We start from the raw sequence: 24,095 nt of genomic DNA on the forward strand, positions 1-24,095 counted from the left end.
ACCCTAGCTTCTCTTGTTGTCGTCAGTTTGCTCAGAAATCAAACTCAGTCGGACGGGTTCACCTTCTTTTAACTCTCCGCTGCTGCGAACCACAAACGATTCGCCTGGCTTCAAACCCGACAGAATTTCGACTTGTCCATTCTTGCGATCGCCCACCTGCACTTGACGAGCTGCCACTGTTGCCTGCTCTCCGTTGCGGTTGACGACATATAAGGTGGCACTGCTAGGTTGCTTTTGATCTTGTGAGGCGCTGCGATTGCCACTCTCGCCTACACCTTGCGATTGAGAACGCCCGCGATCGCTAGAATTCCCTCCCGGTGCTCCTGAAGCTTTGCTTCCTGGCTTCTGCACTGCTGCTTCTGGAATCACGACGTTCTGTGCCTGCCGCACATTAAAGCTCACTCGCGCCAGCAACCCACTGCCAATACGCCCACTCTCATTGGGAATCGTCACTTCGATTGGAATCAAGCGCGATCGCGGATCAGCCGCTGGAGAAATGCGAGATACTCTTCCGGTTAACGTCTGATTCTTCAACGCATCGAGCCGGACTTGTGCCTGCTGCCCTTCTCGAATGCCTGCAAGCTCTAACTCTGACACGCGCACCTCAACCTTCACTTGGCTAAAGTCGCCCAGCTTTAAAATTTCGCTTCCAGGTTGCGCTAAGTTTCCAGGTTCGGTCAGCCGCTCTAGTACTGAGCCATTGACTGGAGCCGTCAGTGTGCTGTAAGACTGGCGTTCTCGCTCTTGAGCGACGATGGCTTGCTGTGATACCACTCGTCGCTGTGCCGCCGCGACGGCCTGCTGACGGTTGCGCACCTGCCGTTCAGCCGAACGAAGCGTCTGCTCCGCCGTTTTAGCGTTGGTTTGGCTAGTTTCTGCCTGTTGCTCAGAAATCGCACCCGAGCGAAAGAGTTGAGCTTGTCTAGCTGCATCTGACCGAGCTTGCTGTAACTCTAAGCGCGATCGCTCCACTTGTGTCAACGCATCATCGACATCGGCTTGCAGGCTTGCGACCTCCGATTCTCTTGCGGCTACCTCTGCCTGTGCTTCAGCCACCGCCGCCGCCGATAACCGATTATCAATTCGGGCTAGCGTCTGCCCTCGGGTGACCTGATCGCCCACATCGACGTTTAAATCGGTGAGTTGCCCTTCAGCTTGCGATCGCAGCGAAACCTCTCGATATGGCCGGGTTGTGCCCGTGTATTCAGTAGAGGACTCTAGGGAAGACTGGCGTGCGATCGCTACATCAACTGCTACAGGGCCTCCCTGAGATTGGGCGTTGGGTCGGGTCTGAGCATCGCCAGAAGGAATGAGATTACATCCTGTTCCAAGAAAGAGCAGCCCAATAAAGCTCAACTGACTAATCAGAGCCGTATGTGTGAAACGATGTGGTTTCCGTAGCGCTAACTGTAAAGGCAAAGGCGGCATAATTCTTCACTGACTATAGAAGGGATTGAAGGCTGCAAGCACTAAGATGTTAATCTTTGTAAAGCAGTTAGTACCCTAAATGTATCAGTCTAGGGGACGAGAGAAGTGCGAGAGAAATATCAAAAATCTCAGAGAAAGATCTAAGGTTGCAACAGCCATTTCTGTTGGACTGCTGAGTAGATAAATAGGTTCAATTAAATGAAAACTTTTTGTGAAAAGTGATTTTATAGAATGGGTCAAAGCATGAACCGAACCCTCTACAGCACTGTACAGGAGGCACCGCAATTAGCGCTTCGCAGATCTTTTAAGATGAGCAGAGCGAATTTTATGTGCACCTTTTCAGTGCAATTCAAGAATTTTAGGATTCAGGAGTTTTAGCTTCAAAAATTTGGATGCCGGGTTGTTCGAGAATAAAACCCGTATCAGTGAGTTTGCCCATCTTTCCGATAATGATGGCCATCCAGTTCGAGTATCGCTGAGATCCCTCGACTAGGTTGCGCCAAATTCGCGGTCTGACTTTGACTGTTACGATCGCACTTTCAATATCGACGGTAAATTCTTGCCACCCGTTCTCAATCTCCTGAGCCTGAGGCAATGCTGAAATTCTGATAGTGAGGGGATCAAGCTGACCAGCAGTAGAAGCCATCGACGCTGCGAACTGAACGAGTATCTCTTGCGATATTACTAGGTTTTGAGCTTTCCTTGACGCGATTGGCTCAATCAAGCTCCGAAGGATCGCGCGTTGTGATTTCGGTCATCAAGTAACGTTACCTTAATAGAAGTTGCTGTGAGAAACGATTTGTCTTGGATGCAAACTAGTTTATTCAATCTAATTAAACAATTTATTCGGCTTCAGTTTCCAACGGTTCGCCCAATTCAGACGGCTGACCTTGCTCAGTGGCTCGAAAGCCCGACTCGACCTAAACCGATTTTGCTCGATGCCCGAACCCCGCCAGAGTTTGCTGTTAGTCATCTTCCAACAGCACAATTAATTAATTCAAACTCATCTCATAACCCAATTTTAGAAACGCTTCCAAAAGATGCTCCGATCGTGGTGTATTGCTCTGTTGGCTATCGCAGCGCTAAGCTTGTCCAGCAGCTTCAGCAGCAAGGATTCGCTTGTGTTTTCAACCTAGAAGGCAGCATTTTTCAGTGGGTAAACGAAGAACGTCCTGTCTATCAGGCGGATCGATTAACATCGCTTGTGCATCCCTACAATGATACGTGGGGTAAGTTGTTGAAGGCTAACCATCGCGCTCAATGCTCTTAGAAATAGCGCTAGTAGTGCAGTCTAGCTGTAGCCGAGACAACCAATGACTAAATAACTAGCGCACGTTTATTCATAACTTCTAAAATTTAGAAAGTTTAATCCGTAACTCTGTTTAATCCGTAACTTTATTGCTTGCAGCAACCGCTCCGCTAATGTCTCGCGTCTCCATTATTATTCCAACCTTCAACGAATCCGCAACTCTACAGAGTACTCTTCGCCAATTGACGATCTTGAACCCGTCTGCGTATGAAATTATTATCGTAGACGGAAATAGCACAGACAACACTGTTGAGATTGCGAAGCGATTAGTTGAACACTTTGGTTTAGATTGTCATGTTTTAACTTACGGTCTTTCTGAAAGTGTGGAAGGAACGAATCGTAGGAGTCGCTCGGCTCAGTTGAATCACGGCGCAAAAGCTGCAACTGGCGATATTCTCTGTTTCCTGCATGCTGACACCCGAATCCCTGATGATGCGATCGCGGTGATCGAGAAAACGTTGAATGATCCTGCGATCGCCTGTGGTGGTTTCATCTCGCTGATGTCTGGAGCAGAAACAACGCGCTGGGGAATCTCACTTCATAATGTCCTTAAAACCTATTACGCTCCCCTGATATTTCGACCGCATCACTTCTTCAAAGGATTGCGTTTGTTATTCGGAGATCAGGTGATGTTCTGCCGTCGCTCCGATTTCTGGCAATGCGGTGGATTTGATGAAGCATTGCCCATTATGGAAGATGGCGATTTGTGTCTCAAACTCGCGAAAAAAGGACGAATTCAACAAATCAATCGCGTTGTTCATAGTTCTGATCGGCGTGTTGTTCGGTGGGGCACATGGAAGGCAACCGCAATCTATCTATATGTTGGAATTTTGTGGGGCGTTGGAGTTTCAGCAGCGTATCTCAAACAGTTTTACGATGATATTCGCTGATTCAAGCTCCAATCATAATCCAAGTAGACAATGGGTGTTGTCGCCGTTAAGGGCTGTTTGAGATAGGCTCCCACGTACTGGGGAATTGACGGAGCAACGCTAAGGAAGTCTTTGCGATACCACTTTAGAATTTTGCTGCAATACAACACATCCTCTTGAGCGTCGTATCGAACTTTGTTTGGGTTATTGATAAAGCGATCAGCATCGTCCTCTAGTTGCTGACGCACATGCTCTGCTTCATATGCCGTGTTTCGCAACAGCGGACAGCCGATTGATGCACAGACGATCGCAAAATGAATACGAGGTTCCTGCAATGGTCGTAGAATTTGGTTCTCAATTTGAGCGAGACTATAGTTCTGATCAAACACAGAACGGTTTCGATCCATAAAAAATAACAGAAACGCAAACCAATTCGGCAATCCTAAAATTGTAGGTCGAATCGAACGAATTGGATAACGCTCTAAAATTTTATCAATCGTAAAAGCATTGTAGAGATTAATCCATAAAGCGAGTTGTTCGTCAACGCTCTGAGACTTGAGTTCTAACGTAGAAATCCGTGAAATCCATTGTGCGATCGCAGTGGGCTGTTCGCGCTGCCATCGCGCATAATCAACCGTTCCAGCCTCGTCCACATACTGTTGCAAAAGGGTATTCCAAGCAGAATTATCCACCATATCACCGCATCTTGTAGCGTTCAAGCGAGTCTCATTCTTTAAGCTCTTTCCATCATAATGCTCATTTAACTTGCCTCTCTAGATGGAGAATGAGCTTGCATTCTCTTTGCCCTTCAGCAGAGGTGGTTTAGCTAAGATTCGAGTAATTTAGTTTTACCATCAAGCTAACTAAAGCTTGTTATATATTAAGGATTAAAAATTATGAAATACCTTGGACAGCGCGTAGAAATTACTGAACAAGATCCGGGTTGGGTTGGAATTTGGTGGCATGAAGGCGGCATGATTCAACTCGGCTACTTCACAACCCCTACCGAAGCGTGGCAAGCCGTCGTAGAACTGATTCAACGCGATTTGGCCGTGCGATCGCTCCTTTCTGTTTTAGACGAATGGCGTGATTACACCTGCATTGATGACTTAGAGTATGCACTTGGCGTTAATTCTTTAGTGTCTTTTGTTCTCGCCTAACTCATTCTCTGATTGATTAACTAGACGATTGAAGCCACTAGCTTCACCTGTTTTCTTACTATCCTTCCATCACGCTTGACTTAATTGACTTATACAAAAGCCATATTCTGAGCTTGCCGTAGAAATTCAAGAATAACGATATTAACCTCGCTCTTTTGCGCTTAGCTACGCAAAACTCTTCCATTTGCTGCAAATCAGTTCTGAGTGAGTTCGAGAAATTATTTTATTGCCCCCAAAAATTCTCTCATTTCGATCAGGATCAGAACTAGCATTATCCCCGCTATTTGTCCTAATCTAGTCCTGATGGATTAGTAAGCATTGGTGGGAAGACGAATAATGACGAAATACGTGATGTGGGGCAGCTATTGCGAGAATGTTCTCGAAAAAAGAGAGCCTTATCGCCAAGCGCATTTAGACGGGTTAGCTAAACAGAAAGACGATGGCGTTTTGATAACAATCGGTCCAACTAAAGATGTCACAAAGGTCTTTGGTATTTACGAAGCTGAAAGTGAATCAGCAGTGCGATCGCTCGTTGAGGCTGACCCGTTTTGGCAAAACGGGATCTGGACAGAGTATGAGGTCAAAGAGTGGATTCAAGCATTCTAGAGAAATTGCCGACAGAATTGTAAGGCTTGCTCAACATCGCTTGTCTGCTGGGGATAAGCGATGACCGGACGATCGATGATGATTAGCCGGACGCCTAGCTGAGCGGCGAGTTTGCGCTTAATATCTTCGCCGCCCGGTGTGCCCGAAGCTTTGGTGACAACGGTTGCAATCTGCCACTGTTGCCAGAGCGATCGCTCTAGTTCAAAACCGATTGGCGGACGCAGAGCAATGATGCGATCGCTGCTAAATCCTGATTCCAACGCAGCTTCTAGAGCAACGGGAGACGGCAAAATTCGAGTGAACAGTGTTGCTCTAGCCTGCCATGCTTTAAACAACGATAAGAACCGATACCCGATCGTGAGTAGCACTCGTTGCCCTTGCAGCCAATCCGTTTCTAGCAGGTTTTCAACCGTGTCTACAAACCAAACCGTAGTTTCATCGCTGGTTTTCTCACTCTCTAAAGCGGGACGTTCAAATCGCAGATAAGCGAGGGTTTGAGAATTTACCCCTCTTAAATCACGCACAGCGCTAATGGCATTCTTTGAGATGTCAACCGCAAACGGATGAGAAGCATCCAGTACAACACCAATATTATATTTCGTTAGAAAACTAGATAATTCTTTAGAATCAAGTTTACCAACACGCACTTGAATGGTTGGAACGATCACATAAAGCGCGGCGGCGGATTGAGTGGTCACGGAAACAACACACGGAAGACGAGCATGAGCGATCGCTTGCGCCAAAATCACGCTTTCCCCAGTTCCGCCAATGAGCCAGATTCGCTTCAAAACGACACTTTGTAGAGTTCAAACAGTTCACCCGAGTGCGTTTTCAAAATCTTTCCACCTTCAGAGCCAATCATTTTCCGCCACTCGTCTAGCGGCTCTAGAAAGACTTCTGCGTTGGAATAGGTTTCCAAAATTGCCCAACTTTCCGCAAGTTCGGCATCCGGGTTTAATACGTCGAACACGAAAATGCCGCCCGTTTTGAGGACTCGTTTAACCTCAGATAGTACTAACTTCCAATAGTCAAGCGGGTAATAGCAACTGAATCCGGTCGCGATCGCCAGATCAAACTGCTTTGCCTCGTACTGCAAATCGTGGGCTGCGCCAAGTTTGACGCCTTTGAACAACTTTGAGTTTAGCTGCGGGGCACGAGCATTCAATGCCTCACGAGCCACGGTGCTAACTTCCTGACCATAGAAAAAAGCGTTCCAGTCCCGCCAATCGTAAATCAGAAAACTAACCCCGCAGCCAATGTCGAGACAATGCTGGTTCTTCTGAGGCTGAGCAAGCTGCCAAAACGGAGAGGTGAGCTTTGCTTGCAGCAACCCTGACACCCGTTCTCGAAAGATAGGCATCGCCTGAACCTCGTCCGGCAGATTCGCTGACTCACCTCGATATTCTCGATTAAAGCGATCGGCAACCGCACTAATTTGCGTTTGCCAGTCTAGTGATTGTTGCAACGTCTTAGCCCTTCAGTGCTTTGGTAAAATTCTGACGGTAAGACTTATTCAACACCAGAACGGGCCACAATGCCGTCAAATACAGCTTTCCTTGACTAAAATTAGTGCGTCGAAAGCCCGACCAGAACTTGAACGCACCGACCACATACACGACCAGTAATGAAAAAACAAGAAAGTTCATCTTCTAACCCTCGCGGTTCCTTCAGAATTTGCACTATTTTGCACTGTGCGGCAAGCGCACAACGTTCTTCAATGTGCGATTAGCGCAGAACGTTCTTTAAATTTTAGCAATCCTAATTTGCATACTGGTAGAGGATGACAAATCACACCTTGCTAATCAAGGGTTATACACCGTAAACCAATCAAACTTCTAATAAAATTGTTAGATTCAAGACTAGATAACGTCAGGCAGGGTGAGATAAGGCTAAGAACACGCCAGATTTTGTCTCTTGGCAGATATCAGACTTTTGACTTTAGTAGGACACTATTAAAGACTGCCACATAAAACCATAAAGACTGCCGCATAAAACCATGGATTGGAGCAGGTGAGAGAAGCTACCGCAGGAATTTGCCTTCAACCTGCTGACCTTAATCTCTACCTCTCTTTGATCTCTACTTCTAGATCTTCATCTCTCTATTAGATAGATCTTTACCTCTCTATAAGTTAAACGCGCACCTACAAGGAGACAATATGCGAGCAGTGCTAATGGCAGGTGGTTCAGGAACGCGACTTCGACCGCTAACGTGCGATCTGCCAAAACCAATGGTTCCGATCCTTAATCGCCCCATTGCAGAGCATATTATCAATCTATTAAAACGACATCGAATTCGAGAGGTTATTGCGACGCTGCATTACTTGCCCGATGTCATGCGCGACTACTTCCAGGATGGGAGCGACTTTGGGGTACAGATAACCTATGCGGTTGAAGAAGACCAGCCCCTCGGAACCGCAGGCTGTGTCAGAAACATCATTGAATTATTAGACGGAACCTTTCTGGTCATCAGTGGCGATAGCATCACCGATTTTGATCTCAGTGCCGCGATCGAGTTTCACCAGCGCAAAGGATCAAAAGCCACGATCGTTCTCACGCGTGTTCCCAACCCGATCGAGTTCGGTGTTGTAATCACCGATGAAAACTATCGAATTAGCCGCTTCTTAGAAAAACCGTCCACCAGCGAAGTGTTCTCGGACACCGTAAATACAGGCATTTACATTCTTGAGCCTGAAGTGTTGGAGTATCTGCCCCCCAATCAAGAAGCCGATTTTTCCAAGGATCTGTTTCCCATTCTGCTTGCGAAAAACGAACCGATGTTTGGCTATATTGCCGATGGGTACTGGTGTGATGTTGGACATTTAGATGCCTACCGGGAAGCGCAGTATGACGGACTATTGCGCAAAGTGAATTTAAACTTTGTCTACACCGAACGATCGCCCGGATTATGGGTAGGCGAAAACACCTTTATCGATTCCACCGCCAAGATCGAAACGCCCGCCATCATTGGCAATAATTGTCGGATTGGGTCAAGAGTTACCATTGATGCCGGAACCGCGATCGGCGACAACGTGACGATCGGAGCAGATGCCGATCTAAAGCGTCCGATTATTTGCAATGGCGCAATGATTGGCGATGAGGTCAATTTGCGGGCCTGCGTCGTAGCACGCGGGGCGAGAATTGATCGGCGGGCACATGTGCTAGAGGGTGCGATCGTCGGATCGCTTTCCAGTGTGGGAGAAGAAGCGCTCATCAGTCCCCAAGTGCGCGTGTGGCCCAGTAAAAGCGTTGAATCAGGCGCAACCTTAAACACCAACCTGATTTGGGGATACACAGCGCATCGCAATTTGTTTGGGCAACGTGGCGTTTCAGGCTTAGCAAACGTTGATGTGAGTCCAGAGTTTGCGGTCAAGTTAGGCGCGGCGTATGGCTCAACCTTAAAGCCCGGATCGCAAGTGTCGGTCTCGCGAGATCAACGCACCATTTCGCGGATGGTGTCGCGATCGCTGATTGCCGGATTAATGTCGGTTGGCATCCATGTTCAGAATCTAGAAGCGACCTCCATTCCCGTCGCTCGTTCTGTCGCTCCGACGTTGGGCGTTGCGGGCGGCATTCATGTCCGCGTTCACCCTGACAAATCTGATCATATTTTGATCGAATTTTTCAACCCAAAAGGCATCAATTTATCCAAAGGGGCAGAAAAGAAAATTGAGGGCGCATTTTTTAAGGAAGATTTTCGGCGTGCCCCGATTCAAGAAATTGGCAACGTTGCGACTGTGAATCACGCGATCGAGCTTTACAGTCGTGGCTTTGAAAAGCATCTCAATCTCAAAGCCGTTCAGCACAGTAGTTCAAAAGTTGTGATTGACTATGCCTACGCTGTGTCAGGAGCCGTGTTGCCGCAACTCCTCGCTAAGTTTGGCTGTGATGCGGTGGTGCTGAATGCCAGCTTGACCCAAACGGCTCCCACGATCGCCGATCGAGAAAGTCTGCTGAATCAGTTAGGACACGTGGTAGAAGCCCTGAAAGCTACCTTTGGCGTTCAGGTGTCGGCAAACGGAGAGCAGTTGATTCTAGTGGATGAAACGGGCAGCCCGATTCGCGGAGAGACGTTAACGGCGCTCATGGTCGATATGATTCTCACCTCAAATCCGCGGGGTACGGTTGTCGTTCCAGTTCATGCCTCTAGTGCAGTCGAGATGATTGCTCGTCGCCACGATGCCAAAGTTATTCGTACAAAGGCGAATCCCACCTCCTTGATGGAAACCTGTTACTCCAACTCCAATACAGTGCTGGGAGGCAGTGGAGAAATGGGCTTTATCTTTCCGCAGCTGCATCCCGGTTTTGATGCCATGTTTTGCATTGCCAAGCTGATTGAAACGCTGACATTGCAGGAACGTACTCTCGCAGAAATTCGCTCTGAGTGTCCGCGTGTCTCTCACAAAGCCTACTCAGTGCGCTGTCCTTGGACGGTCAAAGGTGCGCTGATGCGGCACTTGGTCGAAACTCATCCGACTGAAGATTTGGAATTGATTGACGGAGTGAAGATTTTCAATCATCAGCGCGATAGCTGGGTCTTGATTTTGCCCGATGCAGGTGAACCCGTGGTTCACATTTACGCCAATAGCAGTGATCGCGGTTGGGTGGATGAAACGCTGAGAGAATATCGGCTGCGGGTGCAAGAATTTGTCTATCACGAACAGGGTGTGGAAGAGATTCGGGTAGAAAAAGTGTACTAGTTTCTCCTAGGTTTGGGGCTGAAATTTGTAGAATAGAACTACGCAATAGGCAGTAGAATAAACGCTTGCGATTTTGACTCCATTCACCCATCCCCGTATCGTCCTATGAATAGCTGCATTCTTCTCGCCGAAATCATTGACGAACCCCAACTGCGCTACACCTCTGACAATCAAACCCCGCTCACCGAAATGCAGGTGCAATTTGCGGGGCTGCGCCCTGAAGATCCACCCGCTACGGTAAAAGCGGTAGGGTGGGGCAACATGGCGCAAGAGATTCAAGGTAACTATCACCAAGGCGATCGCGTCATTCTTGAAGGTCGGCTTGGCATGAACACGGTCGATCGTCCTGAAGGCTTTAAGGAGAAGCGGGCAGAGTTGACAATTCAGAAAATCTACAGCTTAGATGGAGCATCAATTGGATCGGTTTCCAGTGCATCTGCGCCTGCGCCTGCTCCAAGCGCTCCTCCCGCAGCTAAGCCCAAAGCCACAAAAGCACCTGCTGCACCTGCCCCAGTCGATCAACCCGAACTTGATGACATTCCTTTCTAACGCTGTGGAATCCTATATTGAGATGGGAATTGGAGATGAACTCATGAGATCAGATGGTGAGGAGCAGAAACTCGCTCGGATGCATAAGAGCAACAGCAAAGCCCTCAGTGATCTCATCTAGCAAAATGATGAACTTACCAAGTCGTTCCTCACTCGTCTTAGTCTTCGTAACTATTGCAGTGAAAGCATGTAAGCTTCCATCTTCTGCAAAGTAACGTTTTCTACGCAAAGGTAGAGCGCGATCGCATGGTCTCTCCCTCACCGTACAGATACAATCCTTCTAGGTATGACCTAAAGTAGCGCCATAGGACACTACGAGAGGACAGGTATGCCGGACTTAGGTGAGCAGGCGATCAACAAAGCCGCAGAAATTGGAATCAAGAGCCAACTTGACGAAGTTGAAGACGTAGAAGTTGAAATCAAAACTGACCCCTTAAAGGCAATGTCTGGCAACGTTGATCAGGTCTCTATCAAAGGAGAAGGCATGGTCATGCAGCAAGACCTCCGAATTGAGGAAATGGAGCTACAGACCGGAAGTGTTTCGATTAATCCGCTTAGTGTTGCCTTTGGCAAGGTCGAGTTAACTCAGCCGACAGACGCCGAAACCATTGTGACGTTGCTAGAGTCAGACATCAATCGCGCTTTTAGTTCCGACTTCGTGGGAGCTAAAATGCAAAATCTTGATGTGCATGTGAATGGAGAACTAGCCACAGTTGATACTCGAAGCCTTAAGTTTGGATTGCCGGGCGAAGGCAAAGTCGCTCTTAGTACAGACGTGATCTTGCAGAATTCTAACGAGAAGAAGCAGGTTTCTTTCACCGCCATTCCAAAGATTGGGGAAGCGGGTCAGAAAGTTGTTTTAGGAGATGTGCAATACGCTGATGGACAAGAATTATCGCCCGAGTTGACCGACGCCTTGCTACAGCAAGCCAGCGAATTGTTAGATCTGCGAAACTTTGAGCTTGAAGGCATGTCCCTTCGGCTAAAGAAATTAGATGTGCAAACCGGCAAACTCGTTCTTCAGTCAGAGGCGCATATTGAGCAGTTTCCTTCATCCTAAGGATAAATTATGCTTATAAGCTCTTTAGGAGAACACAATGCCTGAGACTCCCAATATTCCCCTGTTAGTTGAAAGTGATGAAGCGGAATACCTCGATAGTGGTGTACCTAGTACTGTTCACATCGCAAAACATCCGCTGCATCCCTTAATTGTGACGTTCCCGATCGCGTTTTTAACGGGCACTTTGTTAACCGACGCTGCCTACTTCTTTGTGCAGGATGAATTCTGGGCAAGAGCCTCTTTCTGGCTACTCCTAGCGGGTCTCGTTAGTGGTCTTGTTGCGGCAGCTACAGGCATGAGCGACTTTTTGAGAATCGGTCGGGTACGCGAACACAGCGCAGGCTGGGCACACATGGTGGGCAATATTGCTGCGCTAGCGTTGTCGTCTGCAAATCTTTGGCTCCGTTGGGATGATCCAATTGGTCACGTCGTACCTACTGGAATTTTAATCTCTCTGTTTGTAGCAGCGCTATTAGGTGTAACGGGCTGGTATGGTGCAGAACTAATCTATCGTCACAAAGTCGCTGTTATTGGTAACGGTCCTAACGGCAAGCCGACGCTACGCTAGTTCCCAAAGTAACTAGCCAACCCAAAGTCATTAGCTAAAGTGAGTAGTCTGTGTGTGGTCATTTGTCATGCTTTTGACCTATTCAAGATTACTTCATATGAAAGAGGCATTAATGCCTCTTTTTTTTTAGCATTTACCATATTGATGTTTAAAGGGTAAAAATTATGAATCAAGATGCAAAACCTGCTTATAACGAACCGGGTATTAATCAACCGATGACGTCTGAAGAGGTCGATCCTAAACAAAAGCTTGATCAAAAACGAGAGTTGGATAAAGAAACTCTAGCGTCTAACCCTGGCGATCGCATCGATTCAAATCAATCGGTGGAAGAAAAGGCAAAACAGGTCGCAGTTGACGCGCCGGACATTACAGGCGACCACATTGTTGTACCGGAATATTTTGTGGTTGATGAGCCGGATGGTGAGAAGAAAGCCCTCCACCATGTCAAAGATGCAGAAGAGATTTCTGACGTGATTCGTCAAGCGCGAATTGATGAGGATGGCAATCGGGTTTGGCGATAGAGTGTGATTTTAGGACGGGCCATGTTGTAGAAACTCTACGATGTGGCCCGTTTCTGTTTCAATAACAAATTTGTCTCAGTAATAAAAAAGTTGTAGCGATGCTAGGAAAAGGCAATGACACAATCAGAACAACTACAGCCAAAGCAACACCAAGACCAGCGGCCTGGATTGGAATCAGAAATGGATCCAACACCACGGAGTACAGATTCTAAATACACTGGCAGCAACAAGTTACTCAATAACGTTGCGCTGATTACAGGAGGCGATAGCGGCATTGGTCGCGCAGTTTCTATTTTCTTTGCCAAAGAAGGAGCGGATGTAGCGATCGTGTATCTCAACGAGCATGACGACGCCAAGGAAACGGTTCGACTCGTTGAGCAGGAAGGGCGGCAGTGTCTTGCGATCGCAGGTGATGTCGGTGACGAAGCGTTCTGTAAGCAAGCCGTTCAGAAAACGATCGATCAGTTTGAACATCTAGATATTCTCGTGAACAACGCCGCAGAGCAGCACCCTCAGAACAACATTGAAGATATTACGGCAGAGCAGCTAGAGCGTACCTTCCGTACCAATATCTTCGCCATGTTTTTTATGACCAAAGCGGCGATGCCTCATTTGCAATCAGGCAGCAAGATCATCAACACCACATCTGTTACCGCATATCAAGGCAACTCAACGCTACTGGATTATTCTTCAACCAAGGGTGCGATCGTTGCTTTTACTCGGTCTCTCTCTCAATCTCTAGTAGAGAAGGGTATTCGTGTAAATGGAGTCGCGCCAGGCCCGATTTGGACGCCTCTGATTCCTTCAACTTTTCCCGAAGACAAAGTGAAAAGCTTTGGTCAGCAAGTACCGATGCAGCGGGCGGGACAACCCGAAGAAGTAGCCCCCTCTTACGTGTTTCTTGCGTCTGATGACTCTAGCTACATGACGGGTCAAATCTTACATCCTAATGGTGGCAATGTTGTAAATGGATAACGCGATCGAATGCAATTCGATAGGGGCACGGCAGCGCCGTGCCCCTTACTTATGGGATTTTGTCTATTAGTGAATGAAATCAGTATTACTACTGGGAAAAATACGTGAGCGAAATACGGCTTGCAACGGTGATAAAAACAAAGTAGAAACGTGATTTTTTCGAGCGATTTAGTTTCTCAGCAATTCCTTTAGGCACATTTGCTCTACTTCACACCTCAGCTGAAGCGATCGTGTCGTATGCTTAGAATAATTGCTAAGTAATGTTAAGCGAATGGTTCAAGACCTGCTTTTTAATAGAAATAATTTTTTTAGTGACGACCTCCCCCTCTTACGACGAAAGCAATCTGCTTATGAAATTGAAGATTTACCTGGACTGTGGCGCATTCATTGGCAGCTAGGCAACACAGTTATCATTTCAACCTTTTACACAAGCATCGATCAAGCGTGCTTCTTGTGGGGCATCATTTCTGCGATTATTTTTTTTACGGCTCAGTTTGCCTTGATTGACTGGAGTACTCAGGCGATTCTCTGGTCGGTGCTAACGTTAGCAGGCACGGTCGTTATGGTAGAGCGATCGCACGTTTGGCGAACCGTTGAACCCATCAGTCAAGTGGTGAGTGCTTGGGCTTGGCTGATGACGCTTGGTATCGTCATTACAGATTTAAGTATTTTCTTGGGTTGGGGACAGGTTCTCGCTTCTCTTTGTGCAATCTGGCTGGTGCTGAACGCAATCGGGTATTTCTACAGTAGCTGGAAGATGCGATCGCGCGCATTCAGCCTAATGGGTCTAATGCACCTTGCCGGAATTGCAGTCCTTCCCTATGTCGGAGCGTGGCAATTCGTTGTGACAGGCGTTCTGATTGGATTTAGTGCGCTGCTCCTTGCAGAACTGCAATGGGATTCGCATGATATCTGCGCCCATCTATTAGCTCAGTCATCTAACTAGCCCAGTCTTAATCTTTCTTATGCTCGTTTACGAGTTAAAACGGTAAAGTAGTATACATAATGCCAATCAAATTCTGAAGCTGATCAAGCTGTAAACGTTGGCGAAGAAAACGCTAATCGTTGAGCAGAATGAGGAGACGCCAAATTTGTAGGTGAAGGTGACTAGGTGGCACAGTACTTCGTGCCACCTTTTTTTTGCGCCCATCAGCAGGGTAGCGCTACTCTAGTCCAAGTTCTCGTTTAAGCAGACTCACCGATTTGCTGACTACAAAGTTTTCACAACAGATCACTTGAGGTGGGCGAATAATGTCTTCTCGTGCTGCTGACACCGTAGCCTTGACCATCGCACAACTCATCTCATCAAAACTAAAGATGGTTTGGGCGCTACGAACGATCGCATTGAGCTTATATTTGTCGTTGACTTGAGCCGTCATGACTAGTAAGTCATCACCCCGCAAACTATGGATGATTACCTCCGCAACGCCGACCGTGCCGGAACTGAGGCTCACAATACCAAGGCAGGTTCCTTTCTGCATTGCCTTGACAATTTTGATTTCTTTTTCAAAATCATAAATATCGATCGGAATGACACGAGCAGCTCTTGGCGTTGCGATCGCTTCTGCCTGAGCAATAAAGTAGCGGCTCGTCACAACGGTGCTAGAACGAGTCTGATCAAGAATTTGACTCAGTTCTTCCATTGGCACAAGCTGCATCGGAATATTGAGCGCCCGTTCTAGTTCGCGCAGTAGCACTTCACCATTACCAATGTCGTGCATCGGAGCTGTGACCAACACTTGAGCGCTACAGCGCAATCGCCAATCAATTTCTGCTAGAAACAGTTCCCGTGCTTGACCGAGAGAACAGCCCTGCTTCAACAAATCATCAAGGCTATTTTGAATAATTTTGTGAGCTAAGGGATATTGGTCAAGTAAGGGAGATTTGATGTGAATCGCGGCATCATGTCCTTGATCTCGAACGTAAATTCCTGATCCGGCATGGGCATCAACGACGCCAGCATCTTCTAGCTGCCGGTAAACCTTACTAATTGTGTTGCGGTGCAGTCCGGTTTGCATCGCAAGTTGACGGGTACTCGGTAAGCGATGCCCAGGCGGAAACTGCCGCGAGGCGATCGCAAACAAAATCTGATTGTAAAGTTGATTGGATGCCGGGATATCGCTATCTGGCTGAATTTGAAATTGCACCATGCCAGCGCCTCAAGACTTGCTCACCTAATCTATCAAGGAACTCCAACGTTGGAATTCGCTTAATACTCCTACCATCTTAGGTGACAGACTGATTGTGAAGTTAAGTGTTTTCTCTGTTCTCTGACCCGCTTTACCACCTCTAGTCGGTATTTTTTCTGACTTTAGTCAAACGTATGAAATGTTCTCTACAAGTTAGACAGGATTAGGTGTTTCGAGAGATATTACTATAAATCCGAGGCATTTCTATACGGTGATTTACGGTTACCTTCAGCGTTAAAGTACGGAGAAGAAATTTTCAAGTTCATAGAGTTTTTTAGAAACAAAAAGTTTTGTTTACTTATCTCAGTTTACTCATCCTCAGAGTATGGCAAGCTTCTAAGCTGACGCTCGCTACTCTCGTGAAGCTAATCTTGCGTCAGCACCATTTAATTTACGCTCGGTTCAAGGCACAATGATTGAAATTCGCTCGACTCATACCAAAATTTCTAACGGTTCCCTGCAAATCGATGCCTATCTCGCAGAACCGACTGAGGCAGGACATTACCCTGCGATCGTCGTGATTCAAGAAGTGTTTGGCGTCAATGCTCATATCCGAGAGGTCACGGAGCGCATCGCAAGAGAAGGGTATGTCGCGATCGCGCCTGCGATCTATCAGCGCACCGCTCCCAGATTTGAGGTCGGCTATAGCGATGAAGAGCTAAAGCTTGGTCGCTCTCACAAAGACCAGACGACAGCAGAGCAGTTATTGAGCGATGTCCAAAGCGCGATCTCCCATCTCCGAGCCTTACCCTCGGTTCAGCAAGATGCGATCGGGGTGATCGGGTTTTGTTTCGGTGGACACGTTGCTTATCTAGCCGCCACCTTGCCGGATGTGAAGGTGACAGCTTGTTTTTATGGGGCTGGCATTTCTGTAATGACGCCAGGAGGAGGAGTACCAACAATTGCTCGGACTCCTGACATCGAAGGAACTGTTTACGGATTTTTTGGTACTCAAGATCCGCTCATTCCAACCGAACAGATCGATCAAATCGAGGCTGCTCTGCAAGCTCATGGCATTCGTCACCAACTCTTTCGATATCCTGCGGGACACGGATTCTTTTGCGATCAGCGTGATAGCTATAGCGCGATCGCAGCAACGAATGCCTGGGAGCACGTCAAAGAGCTGTTTGGACAACTCAAGCGATCGTGATTTAAAGACGTGCAATCAGCCCTCAATCTTCAGCTTCTAAGTTCGACTTGGAACTTCTCCGCCAACGCATCCCGGACTTTTTGGTGAACCGGATCAACATCCTCATCGGTCAGCGTGCGATCGCTGGCCCGATACACCAACCGAAACGCTAAACTACGCTGACCCTCTGGCACTCGGTCGCCTCGATATTGGTCAAACAACTCCACAGACTCTAACAACGTGCCGCCCGCTTTTACAATCGTGCGTTGGAGGTCTGCAACCGCAACTTTGGTCGAAACGTAGAAGGCAATATCGCGATCGGATGCCGGATATGTCGAGTAAGGCTTAAACACGGGCACGAGGGCTTCATCCGTTTCTAGATGCCGAATCGCAATTCCCAGATCGAGTTGAAAGAGATACACTTCATCGGGCAGACCGCGTTCTTGACGGAGTTGCGGATGGAGTTGTCCAAATGTGCCCAAGCGATCGCCCCTTACCCAAAGTGATGCCGTCCGTCCTGGATGCAATCGCTCATCTCGACGATCGGGCTGATACTCGACTGGCAATCCGACTCGCTCAAACACGCCGTCGAGCAAGCCTTTCGCCTCAAACCAAGTGAGGGATTGCTCTTTACCACCGCGAATCCATTTGCCTTGGCTCGGATCGCCGCCCAAAATGCCCCCTAAATACTCCGATTCGGTCAGCCCTTCTTCTTCGTTCCAGAACACATGCCCAAACTCAAAGCCGTTGAGTGCGCCGTTGCCTTGTTCCTGATTGTATTGAAAGGCATCGATCAAGCCGTCAATTAAATCTGTTCGCAGTGCAGAATATTCGGTAAATAGAGGATTTGCCAGAATAATTTGGCGATCGCTACTCGGTTTGCCGAGTGAATAGTGAATCAACTCGGTCAATCCTGCTCCTCGAAACGCTTCCCGCAGATGCCGCGTCACGTACTGCTCGATCGAGAGATATCCCGCCTCCGTTTTCGTTGGCAAACTATCGTAGAAGTTGTTGTACCCGTACAACCGCGCCACTTCTTCGATTAGATCAATTTCCCGTTCTAAATCGCGGTAGCGGTAGGGCGGAACGGTGACTGTCCAGGTTCCGGGAGCGCTGATCTCCAGTTGACAGCCTAAAGCGCTCAGCGTCCGTTCAACATCGGTCGATTGAAGTTCGGCCAAATCGTCTTCTACTTCGACCATGCCTAAAACTTGATTGACTCGCTCTAAGCGCAACTCAATCGATCGTGTTAAGGCTCCCCCACTCGGACGGGTATCTACCATTTCTTGGGCAACAACTTGTCCTCCCGCCAAGTCAGTGATAAGTTTCACCGCCCGACGACATGCTGTTTCGAGTTCAGCTAAGTTAATGCCTCGCTCATAGCGGGCAGAGGCTTCTGTTCGCAAGCCCTGAGCGCGAGCCGAACGCCGAATCGCCGCCGAATCAAAAATGGCTGATTCCAGCACTACGTTCTGCGTTCCGTCATACACTTCGGTTTCCTCGCCGCCCATAATGCCTGCTAGCATCGTCGGTCGATCGTTAGCTGTAATGAGAAGCGCTTGCTCTAGCAGTTTGCGATCGTTGCCATCCAAAGTTTTCACCACTTCTCCTGACCGCGCAAACCGGACGCCCATCGTCAACGGTTCACTCCCTGCTACGGTGACTAAGCGATCGCGATCAAACGCATGCAGTGGTTGTCCCCATTCCAACATGATGTAGTTGGTAACATCCACCACGTTGTTAATTGAGCGAACCCCAGCAGACTGCAATCGCTGCTGTAGCCAAGCAGGAGACGGCGCAACGGTCAATCCTTCAATGACTGTTCCAATATAGGCTGGGCAAGCTTGCGGTTCAGAAATTTTGAGTGCTAACGAACTGCTCTTGGTAGGTTTAACAAGGGGAGCGTCCGGCAGCCGTAGGAGGCTACCAGTCAGAGCGACGATCTCCCGCGCAATGCCAACCATGCTCAGGGCATCGGCTCGATTGGCGGTAGAGGTGAGGTCGAGAACTACATCATCAAGTCCTAGCAGCGATCGGGCGTCACTTCCAGGTTTGACTGACCCGACTGTAGCCGGATCGAAAATGTGAATGCCGTCCGATTCTTTTGTTAACCCCACCTCTGAGAGCGAACAGATCATGCCTTCAGACGGTACGCCTCTCAGTTTGGCAGACTTAATTTTTAGATCTACTTTGGGCAAGTACGTTCCTAACGTCGCCACAGCAACATAAATATCAGCTCGAACGTTTGCCGCGCCGCAGACAATTTGAGACGGAGTTTCGCCGCCAATATCCACCTGACACACACTCAGACGATCAGCATTTGGGTGCTGTTGACGGTCTAACACTTTTCCGACAACGACGCCATCTGCCCACGTCCGCCGATCCTCAATCTCTTCGACCTCAAACCCTGCCATCGTCAACATGTCGGCTAAGGCTTCCGGTGACAGGGATATATCGACAAGCTCTTGCAACCAGTTCAGAGAAATCCGCATTCAGCCCAATCCTAAGCGACGCCAATCTGAATCATTCTACCTAATTCGTATTGACAATTCTTAACTGATCATTTGGAAGATAGAAAGTAGTGAGATGAACACTTACGCTTGGCTCCGCCAAACTCCGAAGGATCGCTGAATCAATCGTCCTCATAAATATTTCGGCAACTAATTAGAAATAGGGGATGCCCTCTAGATTGTTTTTTTCGGCTTTCTCTCTGGGTACTCTCAACTGGGAGGCTCAGGGAGGGTCAATTTTAGGTCGTCTATCGGGACGTGAGACAGACGCTGGCTTAAATGTACAGCTTCAATGTCTTGCCAAAATTTCCTATCTCTAGCCTCACGACTTGCCCATGCCACTCCAACGGTAGGGGGCACATTTGTCCACATTTCGATCGAAGCGGGTGATGCTGAATGAGCTACTGCTTGAATCCGGTTTGTCCTCATCCCGAAAATTTAGCCAACACGGAACTGTGTCAGGCGTGCGGCTCTAAGCTCTTGTTGCGCGATCGCTATCGAGTTCTTCAGGCGTTGGGTCAAGGAGGGTTTGGGGCGACCTTTTTATCCCGCGATGAGTTGCTGCCTGGTCAGCCCAACTGTGTGATCAAACAATTGCGTCCGACCGCCACGGCTCCGCATGTGATGCAGATGGCGCGAGAACTGTTTCAGCGGGAGGCACAGACGTTGGGCAGGATCGGCAACCACCCCCAAGTGCCACGATTGTTGGATTATTTTGAGGCCAATCAAGAATTTTATCTAATTCAAGAATATGTCAGCGGCTCAACGCTTCAGCAAGAAATCAAGCGATCGGGTCCGCTCAGCGAAGCTAGCGCCAAGCAATTCTTAAGCGAACTGCTGCCTGTGCTGCAATATATTCACAGCAATCAAGTGATTCACCGGGACATTAAACCTGCGAATATGATTCGGCGATCGCACGACTGCAAATTGGTGCTGATTGATTTTGGAGCCGTTAAAAATCAAGTCAGCGCGGTTGCTAACAGTGTCACCGAGCAAACCGCCCTGACTGCTTATGCGATCGGAACGCCAGGATTCGCGCCACCCGAGCAAATGGCAATGCGTCCGGTCTACGCCAGTGATATTTATGCGTTGGGAGTAACGTGCATCTATCTGCTTACTGGCAAATCTCCAAAAGATCTCGATTACGATCCGGCAACGGGTGAACTGCTGTGGGAAAAGCATGTCCACATTAGCGACCACTTCGCCAGCGTTCTGAAGAAAATGCTGGAAGTCTCTGTGCGCCACCGCTATCAATCGTCTAGTGAAATTCTTCGAGCGCTAGATTTAGAACCCTATCTCGACAGTCTCGCTGGCAGCATGAACAGCATAGCTGCAAGGACAGACGGTGCTAAAGGCGATGCTAAAGATCGGGGGTACGATTCTCAAGATTCTTCATCTCCAGCCGCTCGTGCAGCAATGGCGATTCGGGCAAGGCAGCAACAGCGCTCTGATGCCACAAGTTTACAGCCCGGTTTGGCACGCAGTCGCGTAATTGCCGCGAAGCCAACCACGACGACGCTGCGAACCAAAGGTACAAGTGGACAAACCGACCTGACGGGGCAGCGATCGGTTGCGTTTGGGCAAAAGCTAGATGCTCAAGGGCTGCAAAGCTATTACGCTAAAGGCAAGCGGGACTTTGCAGCACATGATCTAGCGATGCTAAAGTTGCCTAAAGCCGATTTGTCGGGCGCAGTGTTCCATCAATCTAATCTCCGCCAAATCAATCTCCAAGGTGCGAATTTGTCTAATGCCGATTTTGGGCGATCGAGTCTTAAGCATGCCAATCTTCGAGATGCAAACTTGGTACGAGCATATCTAAGCAATGCCGATCTAGAAGGGGCAGATTTGCGCGGAGCAGATTTGAGTCACGCTTATTTGCTAAATGCCAATCTTCGCGGCACAAATTTGTGTGGGGCAAATTTGACTGGAGCGAAACTGAGTGAAGAACAACTGGCATTAGCTCGAACGAACTGGTTAACGGTTCGTCCGAGTGGAAAGCGCGGAAATTGGTAGTTTCTGTAGAGCTTACTCAGAGCGTTTGAGTCGCTCGATCTCTTGCTGCAAGGCTTCAATCTGCTGTCGGAGATGGTCGGCATCTTCAGGCTGAGCGTCTACGTTGACTGCGCCTTCTGATCCGGCTCGACTGTAATTGCCTTGGCGAATGTGTTGAAAGTCAGATGAAGTAGACCACTCTTGCAGGTAGCGGACGCGCTCGACGGTGAAAGGATGAGTCAGGAAGATGCCGCTCGACACGTCGTTATAAAGGAAGAATTTATAGACCTGATTGAGATTGTCTTGGTCGAGATTTTGGTAGCGATCGCTCTGCTTTGCAAATTCTTCGACACTTAATTCATGAGCATATTTATGGCTTCCGCCTGCCAAACGCATCATGCTGTGCATCACGGGATTAAGGTCATCCATCACCAATAGCGCTGCCCGATCAGCAGATAGTTCAGCTTTGCGGAGCCATTCATAGAACGAGAGCAGCAATCCGGTGCTAATCAAATTACTCAGTCCAAAGGTCAGGTCAGCTAAGCCTGCGATCGCCATGTTGACCCACGTTGCCATCTGAGTCAGCGTAGTATGACCACATTTGAGGTGCCCGAGTTCGTGAGCAATCACAGATTTTAGTTCTACTTCGCTCAATAAGTCCAATAGTGCGGTGTTTAGCACAACGCAGGGGCGCTCTTGCCCTAGAGCATAGGCGTTGACAAGCGGCGCTTGAGACACGAAGAGAGCAGGCTCTGAGGCGATGTCGAGCGACTGCAAGCATTCGCGAAAGATTTGATAAACGCTTGAATATTGGCGGACGCCGACTTGAATGCTGTTTCCCGTCAAATACACTAGGCGCGGACGCTCATAGACAAACTCGATAAACTTTCGCGCGACAAGATCAAAGCCGGGGACGCTGCGGAGGGCTTGTTCGGCTTGGTAATCTAACGGGTGACGAAAGGCAGCGCTAGAAATTCCGGGATAGGAGGGCATGGATGAAAAATGGTAGGGCGGTGATTCTAAGGTAACAGGTCAATTGCTTTGATTGAAGAGAGACGCGATTGACAGGGCTTTGCAAAGAAGAATCTTGGCTTGATAAGTTGCGCGATCGTAGGTGAACCTACGTCAGCTTAACTAAAGTAAAAAATGCTAAACCGTATAGATATCCCGACAATCATAATTGCTACGCTAGGGAGATGCCCTTGTGATCTCTCCCCAATCCCAGTAATCTAGACCAAAGATTTGTCTATCTAGTTTCCCTAATTTGTCTATCTAGTCTCCTTAACGAAGAGCATTTCTCAGCATGGCTAATTCCTCTGATCGTCGCCCCATCCTGCTTGATTTTGAAAAGCCCTTAGCAGAGCTAGAGACTCGCATCGCCCAAATTCGGGAACTTGCCGAAGAAAACGAGGTCGATGTTTCTGATCAGATTCGTTTGCTTGAGGATCGGGCGGTGCAGCTTCGCCAGGAAATTTTTAGCAGCTTAACGCCTTTGCAACGGCTACAGGTTGCTCGCCATCCGCGCCGCCCTAGCACGTTGGACTATGTTCAGGCGATCAGTGACGACTGGATGGAGTTACACGGCGATCGCGGCGGGCGAGATGATGCGGCAATGGTGGGCGGGGTAGCGCAAATCGATGGACGCCCGGTAATGATTTTGGGGCAGCAAAAAGGACGAGATACGAAAGACAACGTGTTTCGGAACTTTGGCATGGCGTCTCCAAGCGGCTACCGCAAGGCGATGCGGCTGATGGATCACGCGAGCCGTTTTGGAATGCCGATCATCACGTTTATCGATACGGCAGGAGCCTTTCCGGGATTAGAAGGCGAGCAACAGGGACAGGGAGAAGCGATCGCATATAATCTGCGCGAAATGTTTCGCTTAGAAGTGCCGATTATCTGCACGGTGATTGGTGAAGGGGGATCGGGTGGTGCGCTAGGAATTGGGGTTGGCGATCGCTTGATGATGTTTGAGCATTCGGTTTACACCGTCATCAGCCCGGAAGGATGTGCCTCTATTCTGTGGCGAGATGCTGCTAAAGCGCCGCAAGCTGCAGAAGCCCTGAAAATCACGGCCCAGGATCTGATGAGTTTAGGGATTTTAGATGAAATTTTGCCAGAACCCGTTGGTGGCGCTCATTCTGACCCGTTGACCACTGCAGAAACCTTAAAAAAAGCGATTCTGCGACATTTATCTGAGCTAGATCAGCTCACGCCGGAGCAACGGTGCGACCTCCGCTATCGAAAGTTCCGCAATTTTGGCGTCTTCGTTGAAGCTGGCATGACGCATGTAGGTTGAGCGCCGCTGAAATGAACTTCTTCGCGATATAATTAACAATTGTTAACAGTTTCTTATTTTTCTGCTGTCGCTACTGTTGAGGCAGCTCTTTTGGCTTATCAGGTCAATTCAGATCTAGAGGGTCAGACCTAGAGAGGAGATTCGTTCTACTGACGTTACTGGTTGTTAGATCGATGAGTTGGATTTGAGTTTCAGTTTGTAGCACAATCCATTCACTCACAGCGTTTCATCTCA

23 protein-coding genes are annotated in these 24,095 nt (G+C 48.4%); 14 read left to right on the forward strand and 9 right to left on the reverse strand.

Features of this window, described 5'->3' with window-relative positions; translation table 11 throughout:
- Positions 1–3: 3 nt before the first annotated feature.
- Both AC5JLB_RS11705 and AC5JLB_RS11710 read right to left on the reverse strand, forming a co-directional pair.
- Positions 4–1,428, reverse strand: coding sequence for an efflux RND transporter periplasmic adaptor subunit (locus AC5JLB_RS11705; protein ID WP_495874009.1), 1,425 nt, complete (start codon positions 1,426–1,428; stop codon positions 4–6).
- 358 nt (positions 1,429–1,786) lie between these two features.
- The gene (locus tag AC5JLB_RS11710; RefSeq protein ID WP_495874010.1) at positions 1,787–2,074 is read right to left on the reverse strand and encodes a fertility inhibition FinO-like protein; all 288 of its coding nucleotides are present in this window, start codon (positions 2,072–2,074) and stop codon (positions 1,787–1,789) included.
- A gap of 162 nt (positions 2,075–2,236) precedes the next feature.
- Between AC5JLB_RS11710 and AC5JLB_RS11715 the strand changes: the two genes are divergently transcribed.
- Both AC5JLB_RS11715 and AC5JLB_RS11720 read left to right on the forward strand, forming a co-directional pair.
- On the forward strand, positions 2,237–2,698 hold the full coding sequence (locus tag AC5JLB_RS11715; RefSeq protein WP_495874011.1) for a rhodanese-like domain-containing protein: 462 nt from the start codon (positions 2,237–2,239) through the stop codon (positions 2,696–2,698).
- A 152-nt stretch (positions 2,699–2,850) separates the two neighbouring features.
- The gene (locus AC5JLB_RS11720) at positions 2,851–3,627 is read left to right on the forward strand and encodes a TIGR04283 family arsenosugar biosynthesis glycosyltransferase (protein WP_495874012.1); all 777 of its coding nucleotides are present in this window, start codon (positions 2,851–2,853) and stop codon (positions 3,625–3,627) included.
- Here AC5JLB_RS11720 and AC5JLB_RS11725 read toward each other — a convergent pair.
- A complete protein-coding gene (locus AC5JLB_RS11725) occupies positions 3,609–4,325 on the reverse strand; it encodes a DUF547 domain-containing protein (protein WP_495874013.1) in 717 nt (238 codons plus the stop codon). The two genes, AC5JLB_RS11720 and AC5JLB_RS11725, sit on opposite strands and share 19 nt — an antisense overlap.
- A gap of 177 nt (positions 4,326–4,502) precedes the next feature.
- On the opposite strand from AC5JLB_RS11725, the gene AC5JLB_RS11730 reads away from it, so the two are divergent.
- Together AC5JLB_RS11730 and AC5JLB_RS11735 are read left to right on the forward strand one after the other, a co-directional pair.
- Positions 4,503–4,766, forward strand: a complete 264-nt coding sequence (locus AC5JLB_RS11730) for a hypothetical protein (RefSeq protein ID WP_495874014.1) — start codon at positions 4,503–4,505, stop codon at positions 4,764–4,766.
- A gap of 336 nt (positions 4,767–5,102) precedes the next feature.
- Positions 5,103–5,372 carry a YciI family protein gene (locus AC5JLB_RS11735; protein ID WP_495693594.1) on the forward strand — a complete coding sequence of 90 codons (270 nt, stop codon included), beginning with the start codon at positions 5,103–5,105 and terminating at the stop codon, positions 5,370–5,372.
- Here AC5JLB_RS11735 and AC5JLB_RS11740 read toward each other — a convergent pair.
- The 3 genes from AC5JLB_RS11740 to AC5JLB_RS11750 are packed head-to-tail and all read right to left on the reverse strand — an operon-like array spanning position 5,369 to position 7,018.
- Positions 5,369–6,160, reverse strand: coding sequence for a cobalt-precorrin-6A reductase (locus AC5JLB_RS11740; RefSeq protein ID WP_495874015.1), 792 nt, complete (start codon positions 6,158–6,160; stop codon positions 5,369–5,371). The genes AC5JLB_RS11735 and AC5JLB_RS11740 overlap by 4 nt on opposite strands.
- Complete coding sequence (locus AC5JLB_RS11745; RefSeq protein WP_495874016.1) at positions 6,157–6,837, reverse strand: class I SAM-dependent methyltransferase; 681 nt, start codon at positions 6,835–6,837, stop codon at positions 6,157–6,159. The genes AC5JLB_RS11740 and AC5JLB_RS11745 overlap by 4 nt, the downstream gene beginning before the upstream one ends.
- A 4-nt stretch (positions 6,838–6,841) precedes the next feature.
- Positions 6,842–7,018, reverse strand: a complete 177-nt coding sequence (locus AC5JLB_RS11750) for a hypothetical protein (RefSeq protein WP_202925177.1) — start codon at positions 7,016–7,018, stop codon at positions 6,842–6,844.
- 510 nt (positions 7,019–7,528) lie between these two features.
- Here AC5JLB_RS11750 and AC5JLB_RS11755 point away from each other — a divergent pair.
- The 7 genes from AC5JLB_RS11755 (at position 7,529) to AC5JLB_RS11785 (ending at position 14,688) form a co-directional block, all read left to right on the forward strand.
- Positions 7,529–10,069 carry a sugar phosphate nucleotidyltransferase gene (locus AC5JLB_RS11755; RefSeq protein WP_495874017.1) on the forward strand — a complete coding sequence of 847 codons (2,541 nt, stop codon included), beginning with the start codon at positions 7,529–7,531 and terminating at the stop codon, positions 10,067–10,069.
- Between the two features lie 105 nt (positions 10,070–10,174).
- Positions 10,175–10,618, forward strand: coding sequence for a single-stranded DNA-binding protein (locus AC5JLB_RS11760; protein ID WP_495874018.1), 444 nt, complete (start codon positions 10,175–10,177; stop codon positions 10,616–10,618).
- Between the two features lie 328 nt (positions 10,619–10,946).
- Positions 10,947–11,678 carry an LmeA family phospholipid-binding protein gene (locus AC5JLB_RS11765; protein WP_495874019.1) on the forward strand — a complete coding sequence of 244 codons (732 nt, stop codon included), beginning with the start codon at positions 10,947–10,949 and terminating at the stop codon, positions 11,676–11,678.
- A 37-nt stretch (positions 11,679–11,715) separates the two neighbouring features.
- Positions 11,716–12,246, forward strand: coding sequence for a DUF2231 domain-containing protein (locus AC5JLB_RS11770; protein ID WP_495874020.1), 531 nt, complete (start codon positions 11,716–11,718; stop codon positions 12,244–12,246).
- 164 nt (positions 12,247–12,410) lie between these two features.
- Positions 12,411–12,767, forward strand: coding sequence for a hypothetical protein (locus AC5JLB_RS11775; RefSeq protein WP_495874021.1), 357 nt, complete (start codon positions 12,411–12,413; stop codon positions 12,765–12,767).
- A gap of 114 nt (positions 12,768–12,881) precedes the next feature.
- Complete coding sequence (locus AC5JLB_RS11780) at positions 12,882–13,742, forward strand: SDR family oxidoreductase (RefSeq protein ID WP_495874022.1); 861 nt, start codon at positions 12,882–12,884, stop codon at positions 13,740–13,742.
- A 271-nt stretch (positions 13,743–14,013) separates the two neighbouring features.
- Entirely contained in the window at positions 14,014–14,688 is a 675-nt protein-coding gene (locus AC5JLB_RS11785; RefSeq protein WP_495874023.1) for a hypothetical protein, read from the forward strand.
- Positions 14,689–14,905: 217 nt separating this feature from the next.
- On the opposite strand, the gene AC5JLB_RS11790 is transcribed toward AC5JLB_RS11785, so the two are convergent.
- Positions 14,906–15,892: a GntR family transcriptional regulator gene (locus tag AC5JLB_RS11790; protein WP_495874024.1), complete on the reverse strand. Its 987-nt coding sequence runs from the start codon at positions 15,890–15,892 to the stop codon at positions 14,906–14,908.
- A gap of 451 nt (positions 15,893–16,343) precedes the next feature.
- On the opposite strand from AC5JLB_RS11790, the gene AC5JLB_RS11795 reads away from it, so the two are divergent.
- Positions 16,344–17,081: a dienelactone hydrolase family protein gene (locus AC5JLB_RS11795; RefSeq protein ID WP_495874025.1), complete on the forward strand. Its 738-nt coding sequence runs from the start codon at positions 16,344–16,346 to the stop codon at positions 17,079–17,081.
- Between the two features lie 29 nt (positions 17,082–17,110).
- On the opposite strand, the gene pheT is transcribed toward AC5JLB_RS11795, so the two are convergent.
- Positions 17,111–19,552, reverse strand: a complete 2,442-nt coding sequence (gene pheT / locus AC5JLB_RS11800; RefSeq protein WP_495874026.1) for a phenylalanine--tRNA ligase subunit beta — start codon at positions 19,550–19,552, stop codon at positions 17,111–17,113.
- Positions 19,553–19,966: 414 nt separating this feature from the next.
- Between pheT and AC5JLB_RS11805 the strand changes: the two genes are divergently transcribed.
- Positions 19,967–21,583: a serine/threonine-protein kinase gene (locus AC5JLB_RS11805; RefSeq protein ID WP_495874027.1), complete on the forward strand. Its 1,617-nt coding sequence runs from the start codon at positions 19,967–19,969 to the stop codon at positions 21,581–21,583.
- 12 nt (positions 21,584–21,595) lie between these two features.
- On the opposite strand, the gene AC5JLB_RS11810 is transcribed toward AC5JLB_RS11805, so the two are convergent.
- Positions 21,596–22,555, reverse strand: coding sequence for a M48 family metallopeptidase (locus AC5JLB_RS11810; RefSeq protein ID WP_495874028.1), 960 nt, complete (start codon positions 22,553–22,555; stop codon positions 21,596–21,598).
- 310 nt (positions 22,556–22,865) lie between these two features.
- Here AC5JLB_RS11810 and AC5JLB_RS11815 point away from each other — a divergent pair, with 310 nt between their 5' ends.
- On the forward strand, positions 22,866–23,861 hold the full coding sequence (locus AC5JLB_RS11815) for an acetyl-CoA carboxylase carboxyltransferase subunit alpha (RefSeq protein WP_495874029.1): 996 nt from the start codon (positions 22,866–22,868) through the stop codon (positions 23,859–23,861).
- The last annotated feature ends 234 nt before the right edge of the window (positions 23,862–24,095 follow it).

The organism is Myxacorys chilensis (genome assembly GCF_059505265.1).

Excerpts from the sequence above, each read along its gene's own strand:
- AC5JLB_RS11705 (WP_495874009.1), bottom strand. The coding sequence starts at position 1,428 with ATGCCGCCTTTGCCTTTACAGTTAGCGCTACGGAAACCACATCGTTTC.
- AC5JLB_RS11710 (WP_495874010.1), bottom strand. The coding sequence starts at position 2,074 with ATGGCTTCTACTGCTGGTCAGCTTGATCCCCTCACTATCAGAATTTCA.
- AC5JLB_RS11715 (WP_495874011.1), top strand. The coding sequence starts at position 2,237 with ATGCAAACTAGTTTATTCAATCTAATTAAACAATTTATTCGGCTTCAG.
- AC5JLB_RS11720 (WP_495874012.1), top strand. The coding sequence starts at position 2,851 with ATGTCTCGCGTCTCCATTATTATTCCAACCTTCAACGAATCCGCAACT.
- AC5JLB_RS11730 (WP_495874014.1), top strand. The coding sequence starts at position 4,503 with ATGAAATACCTTGGACAGCGCGTAGAAATTACTGAACAAGATCCGGGT.
- AC5JLB_RS11735 (WP_495693594.1), top strand. The coding sequence starts at position 5,103 with ATGACGAAATACGTGATGTGGGGCAGCTATTGCGAGAATGTTCTCGAA.
- AC5JLB_RS11750 (WP_202925177.1), bottom strand. The coding sequence starts at position 7,018 with ATGAACTTTCTTGTTTTTTCATTACTGGTCGTGTATGTGGTCGGTGCG.
- AC5JLB_RS11755 (WP_495874017.1), top strand. The coding sequence starts at position 7,529 with ATGCGAGCAGTGCTAATGGCAGGTGGTTCAGGAACGCGACTTCGACCG.
- AC5JLB_RS11760 (WP_495874018.1), top strand. The coding sequence starts at position 10,175 with ATGAATAGCTGCATTCTTCTCGCCGAAATCATTGACGAACCCCAACTG.
- AC5JLB_RS11765 (WP_495874019.1), top strand. The coding sequence starts at position 10,947 with ATGCCGGACTTAGGTGAGCAGGCGATCAACAAAGCCGCAGAAATTGGA.
- AC5JLB_RS11770 (WP_495874020.1), top strand. The coding sequence starts at position 11,716 with ATGCCTGAGACTCCCAATATTCCCCTGTTAGTTGAAAGTGATGAAGCG.
- AC5JLB_RS11775 (WP_495874021.1), top strand. The coding sequence starts at position 12,411 with ATGAATCAAGATGCAAAACCTGCTTATAACGAACCGGGTATTAATCAA.
- AC5JLB_RS11780 (WP_495874022.1), top strand. The coding sequence starts at position 12,882 with ATGACACAATCAGAACAACTACAGCCAAAGCAACACCAAGACCAGCGG.
- AC5JLB_RS11785 (WP_495874023.1), top strand. The coding sequence starts at position 14,014 with ATGGTTCAAGACCTGCTTTTTAATAGAAATAATTTTTTTAGTGACGAC.
- AC5JLB_RS11790 (WP_495874024.1), bottom strand. The coding sequence starts at position 15,892 with ATGGTGCAATTTCAAATTCAGCCAGATAGCGATATCCCGGCATCCAAT.
- AC5JLB_RS11795 (WP_495874025.1), top strand. The coding sequence starts at position 16,344 with ATGATTGAAATTCGCTCGACTCATACCAAAATTTCTAACGGTTCCCTG.
- pheT (WP_495874026.1), bottom strand. The coding sequence starts at position 19,552 with ATGCGGATTTCTCTGAACTGGTTGCAAGAGCTTGTCGATATATCCCTG.
- AC5JLB_RS11805 (WP_495874027.1), top strand. The coding sequence starts at position 19,967 with ATGAGCTACTGCTTGAATCCGGTTTGTCCTCATCCCGAAAATTTAGCC.
- AC5JLB_RS11810 (WP_495874028.1), bottom strand. The coding sequence starts at position 22,555 with ATGCCCTCCTATCCCGGAATTTCTAGCGCTGCCTTTCGTCACCCGTTA.
- AC5JLB_RS11815 (WP_495874029.1), top strand. The coding sequence starts at position 22,866 with ATGGCTAATTCCTCTGATCGTCGCCCCATCCTGCTTGATTTTGAAAAG.